The sequence below is a fragment of the Sphingorhabdus sp. genome, assembly GCF_044357595.1.
GTDB lineage: Bacteria > Pseudomonadota > Alphaproteobacteria > Sphingomonadales > Sphingomonadaceae > Sphingorhabdus_B.
Map to the genome: position 1 here is coordinate 1 of NZ_JBIKPH010000056.1, position 14,470 is coordinate 14,470.

General features: G+C 57.6%; 9 protein-coding genes. 6 read left to right on the top strand and 3 right to left on the bottom strand.

The features are described 5' to 3' along the window. The first annotated feature begins 169 nt into the window (after positions 1-169). Together ACIQ2T_RS07235 and ACIQ2T_RS07240 are read left to right on the top strand one after the other, a co-directional pair. Positions 170-3,583 (top strand): chromosome segregation SMC family protein, encoded by a 3,414-nt coding sequence (locus ACIQ2T_RS07235; RefSeq protein WP_397590230.1) that lies wholly within the window; start codon positions 170-172, stop codon positions 3,581-3,583. After that, the gene (locus tag ACIQ2T_RS07240) at positions 3,580-4,449 is read left to right on the top strand and encodes an alpha/beta fold hydrolase (RefSeq protein WP_397590231.1); all 870 of its coding nucleotides are present in this window, start codon (positions 3,580-3,582) and stop codon (positions 4,447-4,449) included. The genes ACIQ2T_RS07235 and ACIQ2T_RS07240 overlap by 4 nt, the downstream gene beginning before the upstream one ends. Before the next feature lie 10 nt (positions 4,450-4,459). Here the strand turns inward: ACIQ2T_RS07240 and ACIQ2T_RS07245 are convergent, their stop codons facing one another. Then, positions 4,460-6,028: a cisplatin damage response ATP-dependent DNA ligase gene (locus ACIQ2T_RS07245; protein WP_397590232.1), complete on the bottom strand. Its 1,569-nt coding sequence runs from the start codon at positions 6,026-6,028 to the stop codon at positions 4,460-4,462. Next, on the bottom strand, positions 6,028-7,062 hold the full coding sequence (locus tag ACIQ2T_RS07250) for a ligase-associated DNA damage response exonuclease (protein ID WP_397590238.1): 1,035 nt from the start codon (positions 7,060-7,062) through the stop codon (positions 6,028-6,030). The genes ACIQ2T_RS07245 and ACIQ2T_RS07250 overlap by 1 nt, the downstream gene beginning before the upstream one ends. Before the next feature lie 91 nt (positions 7,063-7,153). Here ACIQ2T_RS07250 and ACIQ2T_RS07255 point away from each other — a divergent pair, with 91 nt between their 5' ends. Both ACIQ2T_RS07255 and ACIQ2T_RS07260 read left to right on the top strand, forming a co-directional pair. After that, positions 7,154-8,395 carry a putative DNA modification/repair radical SAM protein gene (locus tag ACIQ2T_RS07255; protein WP_397590233.1) on the top strand — a complete coding sequence of 414 codons (1,242 nt, stop codon included), beginning with the start codon at positions 7,154-7,156 and terminating at the stop codon, positions 8,393-8,395. Then, complete coding sequence (locus ACIQ2T_RS07260; protein ID WP_397590234.1) at positions 8,392-9,780, top strand: UdgX family uracil-DNA binding protein; 1,389 nt, start codon at positions 8,392-8,394, stop codon at positions 9,778-9,780. The genes ACIQ2T_RS07255 and ACIQ2T_RS07260 overlap by 4 nt, the downstream gene beginning before the upstream one ends. Here ACIQ2T_RS07260 and ACIQ2T_RS07265 read toward each other — a convergent pair. Next, on the bottom strand, positions 9,762-11,885 hold the full coding sequence (locus ACIQ2T_RS07265; RefSeq protein WP_397590235.1) for an alpha-galactosidase: 2,124 nt from the start codon (positions 11,883-11,885) through the stop codon (positions 9,762-9,764). The two genes, ACIQ2T_RS07260 and ACIQ2T_RS07265, sit on opposite strands and share 19 nt — an antisense overlap. Positions 11,886-12,024: 139 nt before the next feature. On the opposite strand from ACIQ2T_RS07265, the gene ACIQ2T_RS07270 reads away from it, so the two are divergent. After that, complete coding sequence (locus ACIQ2T_RS07270; protein ID WP_397590236.1) at positions 12,025-13,554, top strand: sodium/solute symporter; 1,530 nt, start codon at positions 12,025-12,027, stop codon at positions 13,552-13,554. After that, positions 13,551-14,470: FGGY family carbohydrate kinase (locus tag ACIQ2T_RS07275; RefSeq protein ID WP_397590237.1), on the top strand; the 920-nt coding region annotated here is incomplete at its 3' end. The genes ACIQ2T_RS07270 and ACIQ2T_RS07275, both read left to right, overlap by 4 nt.

Genomic DNA, 14,470 nt, shown 5'->3' on the forward strand with positions numbered 1-14,470 from the left:
GGCACCAAGGATGATGGCATATCGGGTACGCCTTCGTTCCTGTTGAACGGCGCGAAGCTTGACGGTGGTGCTTGGAACCAGATCAAGGGCAAGCTGGTCGAGGCCGGCGCACGCTAAATATGGCTCGGGGGGGGCATAACAGCACCACAACCGCAATGGAGACAACCCGTTGCGGATAAAGAAGCTGAAACTCGTCGGCTTCAAAAGCTTTGTCGAGCCCGCTGAACTCAGTATTGAGAGCGGGCTCACGGGCATTGTCGGGCCCAATGGTTGCGGCAAATCTAACTTACTTGAGGCCATTCGCTGGGTAATGGGCGAAAGCAGCGCCAAGTCGATGCGTGGCGCGGGCATGGAAGATGTGATCTTTGCCGGAACCGCGTCGCGTCCACCACGCGATTTCGCTGAAGTAACCATATTGGCCGAGCGCAGCGACGAAGGCGGCGAGAACGATGCCGATGAAGAGTTGGAAGTCACCCGCCGAATCGAGCGCGGGGCTGGCTCCGCTTATCGATCAAATGGCCGCGATGTCCGCGCGAAGGATGTTGCGCTTATTTTTGCCGATGCTGCAACCGGCGCACATTCGCCCGCACTGGTGAGCCAAGGCCGCATTGGCGCAATCATCTCCGCCAAGCCGCAGGAACGCCGCCAAATGCTGGAGGAAGCGGCGGGCATCTCTGGCCTGCACGTGCGCCGGAAGGATGCCGAACAAAAGCTGCGCGCCGCCGAGGCCAATCTGGCGCGGCTGGCAACTATTCTTGCGGACATGGATGCGCGGGCCGGCCAATTACGCCGTCAGGCCAAGCAAGCCGATCGCTATCGCACGCTGACCAAAGACATTCTTCAGGCCGAGGCCCGTTTAATCTTTGTGCGCTGGCGTGAGGCAAAAGCAGCGGCCGATATCGCTCGCGCTGAAGCCAATACTGCTTCCGGTGCCGTCGAAGACGCAGCGGTTGCGCAGCGCGTGCTGACGGACAAGCAGCAAGACGCCGTCCAGCAACTCGCCGACGCCCGCGCGGTCGCGATGGCTGCGCGCGATGCCGCCAACGACCTTTCAAACAGGCTTGTGCAGTTGACCGGCGAACATGAACGCATAATCCAGCGCCAATCGGACCTAGCAGCTCAAGCGGCGCGCATGGCCGACGATGGTGCGCGCGAAGGCAAGTTGACGCATGATGCCGCCGACGCACTCACGCGGTTACAGGCGGAAAGCGTAACGCTTGCGGACCAGATTAAGGCGCAGGAGGAGGAGCGCCCTGCGTTGTTGCGCACTGCGGAAAATGCGGAGCGGCAGGCGCGTGAAAGCGAGATTGCTTTGGCCAATGCGTCCGCCGAGCAAGCGCGCGCCGATGCCGAGTTGCGTGTGGCAAATGCCGCGTTGGCGGCGGCGTCAACGCGGGTTCAACGGGCAGAGCAAGCCTGCGAGCGCATGTCCGCCGAACGCGACGTTTTGGGAGATGAGACCGCATATACCGCCGCCAAAGGCGAAGCAAATGCCAGCGTCCAAGCGTTGCAGACGCAATTGCAGAATGACGTTGCTGCACATGACGCCGCCGACTCTCGTCGGACGGAGTTGATATCTACCCGCGACGTCGCCCAGATAGCTATCGCGAGCGCCAAGGCCGAACTTGCCGCGTTGCTAACTGAACAAAGCGCGCTGCAGCGCTCCTTGACCAAGGGCCAAGGCGACAAGGCCATTGACCGCATTACGGTCAAGCCCGGCTATGAACGCGCTTTGGCTGCGGCGTTGGGCGACGATGCAGATGCAAGCATTGGCGGCGAAACGGGACGCCGCTGGCTTGGCGGGGTCGCGCCAATGAGCAAGCTGGCCAATGATGCGCTGATCCAATTTGTGGATACACCGCCAGAACTGGCCGCGCGGCTGTCAATGGTTCGTGTCGTGGAAACAGACGATGGCCAAGCGCTTGCATCTGGCGAACGCATGGTAACGTTGTCCGGAAAACTCCGACGGTGGGATGGCTTTGCGACCGATGGTGATGGCGCGACCATTGCAGAGCAATTGGTCCGCGCCAACCGCCTTGCGGAACTCGATTTGCTCATCATGCCTGCGCAAGGCGCACTGGATGCACAGGCGCAAAGCCTATTGCAGATGACGGACAAGATTGAAACTGCGCAGGACGCGGTCCGCTCGGCAGCGGCGGCGCGTGTGGTGACTGAAGGCCAGTTGCGGCAAGCACTGCGCGCCGTCGATCAAGCCGAAGATGCGCTGACGCGACTGAAATCTGCAAAGGCCGCGCTTGGCGACCGAATGGCCGCAGCCGAGCAAGATTTAGCCGAGGCGCAAGCGGAGCGCAAAGCAGCAGAGACGGCACGCAACGCCCTGCCCGACGGGTCGCATCATGCGGACCTCGTGCAAAGCCTCGCCACCGCGCATGAGGCAACCCGCGATTTAATGGCTCGCAATCAGGCAGACCTGTCCGCGCTGGAACAACGCATCGCGCAAAGCCGCGAACGGCGTGCCGTGACGATGGCCGAAATTCGCAGCTGGCAGGAACGCGCCGGCGAAGCCGAACGCCGGATTGCTGAAATGAACACACGCAGCGCGGATATCTTTACTGAGCAAGAGGCGATGGCGGGAAGGCCGGAAATCCTAGCGCGTGACATTGCTACTTTGCGGGCAGACAAAGATGAGGTGGCCGAGAAACTCGCTGGCCTGCAAACCGCCGAGACGGCCCATGAAGCGACGTTGCGCGCACTGGAAAGCGAACTGGCAGCAGCGGCGGAGCGCCTGTCGATTGCCCGCGAGGCCCGCGCTGGCGCCAATGCGCGCGCCGAAAATCAGGAACAGCGTCGCGTTGAAATGGACCGAATTTCCGGAGAACGGTTCGAATGCCCGCCACCTGTCCTGCCGGAAAAGCTGAACTTTGACGAAGATGCGATGGACGATGCCGCCGTGGAATCGAACCGGCTCGACCGCTTGCAAAATGAGCGAGAGCGGATCGGCCCAGTCAACCTCATCGCAGCTGATGAGCTCACCGAACTGGAAACACAGCAAGGGGCCAGCGTTGCCGAAAGCGAAGAGCTTACCCTCGCCATCAATCGTCTGCGCGGATCCATCGGCAGCTTGAACCGCGAAGGCCGCGCACGGCTGCTGACCGCATTTGAAGCTGTCGACGGCCACTTTCGCCGCCTGTTTGCGACGTTGTTCAATGGCGGACAAGCGCATCTGGCCTTGATTGACAGTGACGATCCGCTGGAGGCAGGTTTAGAAATTTTCGCGCAACCACCGGGCAAAAAGCTTCAGTCGCTGACCTTACTATCGGGTGGAGAACAGGCGCTCACGGCGGTTGCGCTTATCTTTGGTTTGTTCCTCACCAACCCCGCGCCCATTTGCGTGCTCGACGAAGTCGACGCGCCACTTGATGACGCCAATATCGAACGCTTCTGCGACTTGCTCGACGCGATGACGCGTGAGACCGATACACGCTACCTCATCGTCACGCACAATGCCGTGACGATGAGCCGGATGCACCGATTGTTTGGCTTAACAATGGTCGAACAGGGCATCAGCCGACTGGTATCAGTTGACCTTGGGGGCGCAGAGCAATTACTGGCCGCAGAATGACTTTACATGGCCCCATCACCAACAGCTTTATTTCGCAACGCCTTCGGCTGAACTATATCGATTGGGGCAACCCCGATGCGCCACCCTTGCTTTTGGTCCATGGCGGCCGCGACCATGCGCGCAGCTGGGACTGGGTGGCTGAGGAATTGCGCCATGATTGGCATATCATTGCACCTGACTTGCGTGGCCATGGTGACAGCGCATGGTCCCCGGATGGCAATTACGAAATGTCAGCGTTCGTGTACGACCTTGCGCAGTTGATCCATCAGCTAAATCTTACCTCCGTCAGCATCATCGCGCATTCGATGGGCGGAAATATTGCGACGCGCTATGCAGGGCTCTACCCGGAAAATGTCCGGAAATTGGTCACGATCGAAGGACTGGGTCTATCCCCGAAAATGCAGGTGGAACGGGACGCCGTTGGCATTCAGAGACGTTTCCGCCAGTGGATAGAGGATAAACGCAACGCCGCCGGTCGCTCACCCAAACGCTACCCCAATATCGAAGCTGCTTATGAACGGATGAAGACCGAAAACAGCTATTTGACCGACGAACAAGCGCGTCACCTGACGGTCCATGGCATCAGCCGCAACGAAGACGGCAGTTGGAGCTGGAAATTTGACCATTACCTAAACGTCTGGTCCATTTTTGACATGCCTCGCGAAAATCTTTTAACATTGTGGCAGTCAATCAGTTGTCCGTTGATGATGATGTATGGCGCCGATAGCGGGGCATCCAACCCCGAAAAGGATGGCCGCATTGCGCATCTCCCAACGGCAAAGGTCGTGGAATATGAAAATGCCGGCCACTGGCTGCACCATGACCAGTTTGACCGCTTCATGGCCGATGTCAGGGCGTTTCTGTAGGGTCCTGACCCTAACCAATCATCGCACGCAAGTTGGCAATGGTGTCGGCCTCGTCTGCGGGCTTGTCCCGGCGCAAGCGCGAGATTCGCGGGAAGCGCATGGCGATGCCGGATTTGTGCCGCTTGGATTCGTGCACCGCGTCAAATGCTACCTCAAGCACCAGCGATTTTTCGACTTCGCGCACAGGGCCAAAACGCGCGACCGTGTTGTTGCGCACGAAGCGATCAAGCCACTTCAATTCTTCATCGCTGAACCCTGAATAGGCCTTACCCACGGGCAACAAAGCGCCATCCGGCGTCCAGCAGCCGAAGGTATAGTCTGAATAAAAAGAAGAGCGTTTCCCGCTACCGCGCTGCGCGTACATCATCACGCAATCGGCCACGAGTGGTTCACGTTTCCATTTGTACCAAAGGCCAACCTTGCGGCCCGCCAAATACGGCGACTCACGCCGTTTGAGCATGACGCCTTCAATCGCCACCGCACGCGCAGCCGCGCGCATTTCCGCCAGATGGTCAAAATCGCGTGCTTCAATGATCACTGACAGATCAAAGCGCACCGCATCAAGTTTGGCCACGAACATCTCAAGCCGGTTGCGCCGCATTGTCCAAGGCAGCGCGCGCACATCCTCCGTCCCGTCGAACAATATGTCATATAGACGCACAAATACTGGATATTCCGCCTGCATCGCTGCGGTCACATTCTTGCGTCCCAGTCGCTGTTGTAAGGCGTTGAAGTTTGCAGCCTCGCCGCCTTGAACATCGCCGCGCACCAGCAATTCGCCATCCACCACGCCGATGCCGTTAAAGGCAGCGGCTATTTCGGGAAATGCGCCCGTGACTTCATCACCGCCACGGCTGAACAACCGGGTTTCACCGCCGGTTGACGCGATCTGGATGCGGATGCCATCCCATTTCCATTCGGCGACATAATCATCAAGATTTACATTGCCATCCTCCAACGGATGGGCAAGCATGAAGGGTCGGAAGAACGCGCTATCGGCAGGGTCGGGACGCTCAGACTTACCTTCGCCCCACGCAAAAAGCTCGGCATAAGGCGGGCGAAGTGCATGCCATACCTCTTCGACATCATCCACAGAAAGGCCAAAGGCTTGTCCAAAGGCGGTTTTGGCGAGGCGCGCGGATATGCCAACGCGCATGCCGCCTGTCGCCAATTTGAGCAGCGCATAACGGCCATTGGCATCCAGCCGGTCCATCAATTCCGCCAGCACCGCCGGCGCACGCGCGCGGCTTGTGCCGCTCAGCACGTCAATGACTTCAGATACCGTCGGTGCGACAACGGCTTGGCTGACGTCTGGCCACATTAGGGCAACCGTTTCCGCTGTATCGCCGACATAGTCCCGGCTCATGCGGAACAGCATCGGGTCGAACCGTTCTTCCGCCATGGCGCGAATTGCCGCAGCTTTTACCGTTGATATGCTTAGCGTGCCCGCAAGCGCCGCCAGCGCCCAGCCGCGATCCGGGTCGGGCGTCGTGCGCAGATAATCGGCCATCAACCTGACCTTATGGTCGCGCGACCGCGTGTAGATCAGTCCGTCGAGGAGCGCGGCAAAGGCCTGCATCAGCCCTCATCCTCTTCTTCACGGCCGACAAGATCGAGTGCACGCGCCTTCAACTGGTGCAATTCACACCACCGCCCAAGCGCGTCGGTGCGGCCATGGGTAATCCATGTTTCGGCTGGCCGAAGCTCCAATAAAGTGTCCGTCAACTCAGTCCAATCCGCATGGTCCGAAATAACCAGCGGCAGTTCGACATTGCGTTGCCGCGCACGTTGCCGCACCCGCATCCATCCCGATGCCATGGCGGTAATCGGGTCGGGCAGCCTTTGGGCCCATCGGTCATTCATCGCCGAGGGCGGGGCAATGACAATCGCGCCTTTTATCTCGGCCTTGGCAAGTCCGGTCGCCAGTATGAGTTCCCCCAAAGGTACATTATGCGCCGCGTATAAATCGCACATTTTCTGCATCGCGCCGTGGATATAAATAGGTGCGTCGAAGCCAGCGCGGCGCAGTTCAGCGATGACACGCTGCGCCTTGCCAAGCGCGTACGCTCCAACAACGATGCAGCCATCCGCATTGGCTTCGCGCGCGGCGAGCAATTTGGCAATCTCGCCCTCAATAGGTGGATGCGTGAATACGGGCAGGCCAAAAGTCGCCTCTGTAATCAGAACGTCGCAAGCAACCGCTTCGAACGGCGCGCAGGTGGGGTCGAAACGCCGCTTATAATCCCCCGTCACCACCACCCGCTCGCCCGCATGCTCAAGCAGGATTTGCGCAGAACCCAAAACATGTCCTGCCGGATGAAAGCTGATCTTCACGCCATTGGCCTCAAAGCCATCACCATAAGCGATCGGCGTACCCATCTCTGTGCCATAACGCAGCGCCATGATCGCAAGCGTTTCTGGCGTGGCCCAAACGGCCCCATGCCCACTGCGGGCATGGTCGGCATGACCATGCGTCACCAAAGCGCGTTCGGCAGGGCGGGACGGGTCAATCCACATGTCCGCCGGCTTGACATAAATGCCGTGCGCATGTGGTTCGATCCAATGTTGGGCTGCAGTTCGGGAGATAGTGCTTATCCTTTTCTGCCGCCAGATATGGGGTGCAGAGGGTGCGATGTAAACCAATCGCACCAAATGACATGCATTGCGCATAGACATTCAGATATTTAGAACATAAATGGAACAAATGTCGCAGATTCAAATATCAGAAAAGCTAGCCATTCTCGCCGACGCGGCGAAATATGACGCATCCTGCGCGTCTTCCGGGACGGCAAAACGCTCAAGCAGCAAATCGGGCGGGATTGGATCGACCGAGGGTATGGGCATTTGCCATGCATATGCGCCCGATGGCCGGTGCATATCACTATTGAAGATCTTGCTGACCAATAGCTGCATTTTCGACTGCCATTATTGCATCAATCGCAAAAGCTCCAACGTCCGCCGCGCGCGTTTTACGCCAAAGGAAGTCGTCGATCTCACGCTCAATTTTTACAAGCGCAACTATATTGAGGGGCTGTTCCTCTCGTCGGGCATCATCAAAAGCTCCAACTATACGATGGAGCAAATTGTCGAGGTTGCCCGCAGCTTGCGTGAGGACCATGACTTTCGCGGATATATCCATTTGAAGACAATCCCCGATGCTGACCCAGAATTGCTGGAGGCCGCTGGTCGCCATGCCGACCGTCTGTCGATCAATGTCGAATTGCCTACGCGCGCTGGCTTGCAAAAGCTTGCACCCGAAAAATCGGAAGAACGGATTGAAGGCGCAATGGACGGCCTTAAAGAAGCTATCCTCGACGGGCGCGACGCGAAGAAAAAATACCGCAGCGCGCCAAACTTTGCACCCGCAGGCCAATCGACCCAGATGATCGTTGGCGCGGACACCGCGACGGACAGCGACATCGTTCGCCGCGCCAATGGGCTGTATGACCGGTTCGGCCTGCGCCGTGTTTATTATTCGGCATTCAGCCCCATTCCAGATGCAAGCGCGGTGCTGCCACTGCAACGCCCTCCATTGATGCGCGAACACCGCTTGTATCAATCGGACTGGCTGATGCGCTTTTACGGCTTTGCGCCGCAAGAGGTGGTCGATGCGGCGGAGCCCGATGGCAATTTGCCTTTGGATATCGATCCTAAACTTGCCTGGGCGTTGAAGCATCGCGCGCAGTTCCCAGTCGACGTGAACAGCGCGCCTAAGGCCATGCTATGGCGCGTTCCCGGGCTTGGCACCAAGGCGGTGGATGCAATCGTCAAGACACGCCGCTGGCGGCGGTTGCGATTGGAGGATGTGGGCAGGCTGACCGTGTCAATCACCAAGATCCGGCCCTTCATCACCGCCGAAGGATGGAGCCCCGGCACGCTGACCGATATGGAGCATTTGCGCGCATCGGTTGCACCCAAGGTGCATCAAATGGAACTGTTTGCGTGATTACCGCGCGGTTGGACAGCGAAGATGACTTTGACGGATGGCGTGCGCAATGCCGTGGCCTGCTGCGTCTTGGTGCGAAGCCTGCCGATGTTGTCTGGCAAATCGGCGCGCAGCGGACTGATCTTTTTGCCAATCCCGACAGCGCGACAGAGGCTTTGCCTATCGCCGTACCGAAAGGTTTTGCCGAACTGTCGCGATCGGTAATTTGCCACAATGATCCAGAACGCTTCGGGTTGCTTTTTCAACTTTTAATCGACCTAAAGGCGGGGCGGCGGCATATGGGCGACCGCGCGGATCCACTGCTACGTAAACTCGACATCATGGCCAAAACCGTTCGGCGCGATATTCATAAGATGCGGGCATTCGTCCGTTTTCGACGGATTGAGGACGATGGTGACGAGCATTTTATCGCTTGGTTTGAACCCGAACATCACATTGTCCGCCGCAACGCGTCGTTCTTCGTCCGCCGTTTTGCTGGCATGCGCTGGTCTATTCTGACGCCGCAGCTGTCGATATATTGGGACAAGGACAAATTGCTCGAGGGTCCAGCCGCGCGCAAGGAAGACGCCCCGTCCGAAGATGCGATTGAGGCGCAGTGGAAGACCTATTACGGTTCGACCTTCAACCCTGCCCGCCTGAAGGTGAAGGCGATGTTGAAGGAGATGCCAAAGAAATATTGGCACAATATGCCAGAGACAGCTTTGGTTTCAGAACTCATCCAGTCAGCGCGAAATCGCGAATTGGCAATGATTGAAAAAGAAACAACCGTGCCCGTAGCCGACACGTTACAATCGCTGCAGGCCGAGGCCGCGCGTTGCCGCCGCTGCCCATTGTTCGGTCCAGCCACGCAGATCGTCTTTGGCGAGGGGCCACAGCGCGCAAAGCTGATGTTTGTGGGTGAGCAGCCCGGCGACCAAGAAGATATGCAAGGGCGGCCTTTTGTGGGTCCTGCAGGGCAGATATTCGACACAGCCTTGACGCAAGCTGGTCTAGATCGCAGCCAAGCCTATGTGACGAACGCGGTGAAGCATTTCAAATTCAAGCCAGAGGGTAAGCGCCGCATTCATGAACGGCCCAATGTTGGTGAAGTCAATCACTGCCGCTGGTGGCTGAAACGTGAAATCGAAATGGTGCAGCCCGACCTCATCGTGGCTTTAGGCGCGACAGCTGCGCGAAGTCTGACGGGCCGCAATGTCGCTATTACGACCATCCGGGGCAACATATTGGAAAGCGAGGAAGGCGTGCCTGTTTTGGTGACAATCCACCCAAGTTACCTGCTGCGCCTTCCCGATGCCGACAAGGCAGCGCAGGAGCGCCGCAATTTCGTCGCGGACCTAAAGCAAGCGCGCGACCGGTTAGAAAAGCTTCAGATAGCAGCGACGTAGAATAACAAGCAGGTTTCGGGAAAAGCATGCGGCAACTGCAGCCCGCCATGCATGAGCGCCGTGCCGCTGAAAATCGCACCTTTACCCTTCAGGTCAAGCATTTCGATTGCGGACGGCCCCTTAATGGGCAGCCAGTTGGTTGGCCAAACAAGCTGGAGCTTATAGGAACGCTGCGGGTCGAGGCCAGTGAACTGCAAACGCCCCGGCAGAACTTTTGCGTCGCTAGCGACATACGCAACCGAATACAGCGCCTCCGACTTATCGCGCGCTATTACCCCACTGGCGATTAACTGCGGCGCACTATCCAAGCGATAAAGGTCACCATTATGCAGCAAAGCGCGATGTATTTTATGCAAATTGATGGCGTTTTTGAGCACATCAAGGTCCGCCGCCCGCTCGGTCAGCAAATTCAGCTCAAGCCCCATATGCCCCATAAGCGCCGTTGCCGCGCGCATTTCCATCGACAGCCGCCGTCCCGTCACATGACATTTTGCTGGCCCTACATGGCAACCCAACACTTCGAGAGGCAGGAAAAAGCTGGCGCCGCGTTGAATAACTTGGCGGTCTAGCGCGTCATTGCTGTCGGACGTCCAAACACGGTCGCTATGCGCCAGCACGCCCATATCCGCCCGTGCGCCGCCCGAAGAGCAACTTTCGATTTCGACATGCGGGTGTGCGCTGCGGACGCGGTCAAGCAACGCATAGAGCGCCCCGACCTGCACAAAAGCACGCGGCACACCCGATGAATCGCCCGGATGGCTGAGGTCGCGGTTCATGTCCCATTTGATGTAACGTATGTCATGATCGCGCAAAATTGCGTCGATGGCATTGAACAGATAATCTGCGACTTCTGGCCGGCTTATATCCAGCGCTAACTGTGACCGGAACGGCACCTGCTCAACGCCTTCGAGGCCCAAGACCCAGTCCGGATGCGCGCGATAGAGGTCGCTGTCGGGGTTGACCATTTCGGGTTCGAACCACAGGCCGAATTCCATGCCAAGCTTGGTCACATGGTCGACCAATGGACCAAGTCCATCGGGATAGACATCCCGCGAAACTGTCCAGTCCCCTAAACCCGCACGGTCATGGCGGCGGCCACCGAACCAGCCATCATCCAGAACAAAGCGCTCTACGCCAATGTCCGCTGCGCGGGTGGCAAGCTCCTTCAGTTTTTCGACATCATGGTCGAAATAGACGGCTTCCCAAGTGTTGTAGTGGACCGGACGCGGCTTCGCCCGCATTTCGGGGCAAAGCAATTTTGCGCGCACATGGTCATGGAACTTGCGGCTTAGCTTGCTAAGCCCCTGTCCGCTATAGGCCGCGACAATCTCCGGGCTTGCAAATGTCTCCCCCGGCGCAAGCTGCACTTCGCCGGGCAGCAGCAATGCACCAAGGCTCACCAACACCCGCCCATCGGTTAGCGAATCCACGCGGATGCGGTGGTTGCCGCTAAATGCCAGATGAAAACCATAGGCATCGCCGGTGCTTTCATGGGTATCGGTGGCAGCCAGCAAGATAGCGGGGTAGCTGAAATGCGAGGTCCGCCCGCTGCGGTTCTCGCGCAGATAGGTTGCGGCATTGCGTGCCACCCGCTCCTGCGTAAACTCCTGCGTCCAACGACCGGTAAAACCGATGATATCAGTCATCGCGTCCGGCACGGGCAGGCAGGCGGTCATCATGTCGCTCACATCAAGCGGGGTTGCCCCATAATTGGTCAACGTTGACCGGATACGCAGCACGCCGGTTCTGGCATCAAAATCAATCTCATATTCCAACCCAAGCCGCGTGCGTTCATCGCGGCAGATGATCTTGGCACCACCTTCACGCAGTTCGACCGCTCCAACCTCAAACAGGCTGCCCCAATCTTTGCCCGCACGGTGCGCAGCAAAGCCATGCAACATCGGATGACCAAGCCCAGGCTCCATCGCCAAGGACAAGGGCAATGCCACATCCGCCACGCCATGCATGCCCTGCCGCGCAAACAGGCCTTTGAGCTCCGCGCAATCTGTATCCGCGTGCAAAGCGGCCCCCCAATATAGGATCGACACAGGCGCACCCTTGGCACAGGCCAATATCAAGGTCGCGTCCGCAGCATCAAATCGCACATGGTCCAACTGCTGATCCTCTCACCTCAAACCAGCGGCGCGAACACAATTGTTTGTGTTTCCTGCACAGCCGTTTAATTCATGGCGTAAGCAAAAAGAGCAAATGCGCAGCTTTGCAATAAAATTCATCGGGGGGTGTATGTTCTCAATTAGCAATAGCGTGGGGCAAATCGCCATATTCGTCGCGCTTGCCGCGCTTATTGCTCTGCTGACCTATTGGAAAGTGCACGGCAAAGCTGCGCAGCAACGCACATCGGGCGACGGTTCAACGAAAGAAGTATTTCTGGCTGGCGGCGGGCTCACATGGCTTTTCGTTGCAGGCTCAATCACATTGACCAACCTGTCGACCGAGCAACTGGTGGGCATGAACGGGAATCAGATGCTCCTGCTCGCGTGGTGGGAACTGTCGGGTTTCGTCGGGCTTTTGATTTTGGCCTATGTTTTCGTGCCGATTTATTATCGCAACAATTGCACAACCGTAACCGAGTTGCTTGAACGCAGATATAAAGGCGGAAGCATTCGTACTGTGATCTCCGCATTATTTCTGCTGGGTAATATCCTGATTTATTTACCTGCCGCGCTATATTCCGGCAGCCTGTTTTTGAAATCTATGTTTGGCGTGGATTGGTCCTTGCTCTGGTTCGCAGCGCCCATGGCGATAATTGCTGCGGTATACACGATTACCGGAGGCCTGCGCGCAGTGGCGGTCATGGATACCTATTCGGGCATTGGGGTATTGGCGATTGCATTTCTGGTCGTGATACTCGCGCTGGCTGCGGTCGGGTTTGACCTTTCAACGGTTCCGGCCGAGCGCACCTCGATGATCGGCAGCATCGATTCCCCCATTCCGTTTCACACTTTGTTCACAGGCATGATTTTCATCCAGATATTCTATTGGTCGACCAACCAAAATATCACGCAAAAGGCGATGACAGCGCCGACTGTCAAAGAAGCGCAAAAAGGGGTGCTGGCGGCGGCGGTTGTGCGTATATTGATCATCCCCGCGATCGTCGTGATCCCGGGCGTTGTTGCGTATAAATTGTTCGGCAGCTTGGGCGATGCGGCATATGGCAAACTGGTTGCCCATGTTTTGCCAAATTGGATGTCCGGCGCATTTGCAGCGATGATGATGGCGGCGGTTATTGCCCATACGAGCGCGATATTGAACAGTTCGGTGGCGCTCTATTCCGTCGACTTTCACGACAAGTTCATCCGCCCCGTGACCAACCATTGGCAACTTGCCGCCATTGTGTCCGTAGTTTTGACGGTCACCTCGATCTTACTCGTTCCGGTATATGAAAATGCCGAGAGCATCATCAATCTTTTGCAGCAGTTGAACGGGCTTTCGTCCATGCCCATCCTGTCGACCTTCGTTACTGGCCTGTTGTTCCGGAACATGGACGGGCGCGCCGCAATCGCGGGGTTGATTTGGGGCGTCGCATTATACGCATTCCACAACTTCGTCTTATATGTTCCGGACACGCTGTATGCGGGTGAAACATTTTACCAGCATATTGGGATTGGCTGGCTACATTATATCGACGTTATGGCGATCGTACTGGTCACATCGGGATTGACTGGCTTGGTGGTCAACCGCGTCATCTTTGGCAATCGTGCCGTGTTTATTTGGAGCAAGGAGGGACGCCGGCTTTCGGCGCTGGAAATATGAGCACATATATTCTCGTCATCGACGAAGGCACGACATCGACCCGTGCCGTTCTTTTTGCTGCAGACGGCACAGCCGTCGACAGTTGCCAGCGCCCACTGACTCAGCATTATCCGCAAGCTGGCCTTGTCGAGCATGATGCAACGGAAATTTGGAACCTCACCCTCGCCTGCGCGCAGGAGATGGTGGCCAAGGCTGGCGGTGCTGACCAGATTGCCAGCATCGGCATCACCAACCAGCGCGAGACCGTCGTGTTCTGGGACAGAAGAACAGGCAATCCCTTGGCACCCGCCATCGTGTGGCAAGACCGCCGGACGGCAGACATGTGCGCCGCGATGAAAGACCAAGGCGAAGAACCCGTCGTTCAGGCGAAGACCGGACTGTTGTTGGATCCCTATTTTAGCGGCTCCAAAATTGGTTGGGCGTTGGAAAATTGGCCACAGCTGAAGGAAGCGGGCGCAAATCTCGCGGTTGGAACGGTCGAGAGCTACCTTGTGTACCGATTGACCGGCGGAAGCCATATCACCGATGCCAGCAACGCCGCGCGCACTGCATTGATGGCGATTGGCAGCGGCGGTTGGGACGATGGGTTAATGGACCTGTTCGGTGTCCCGCGCGACATTCTACCCGAAATCACCGATTGCGCCGGCGACCTTGGCACAACATTGCCAGAACATTTCGGCGGTGCAATCCGCATTTGCGGCATGGCCGGTGACCAGCAAGCCGCGACCATTGGGCAAGGTTGCTTCGCAATTGGGCAAACCAAAGCAACATTTGGCACTGGCGCATTTGTGCTTACGCAAACCGGCACCACCTTGCGTCAGTCGCGCCACCGTTTGCTGTCCACCATATTGTACCAATTGAATGGGGAACGTCATTACGCGCTTGAAGGTTCGGTGTTTGTCGCAGGTAGCCTTGT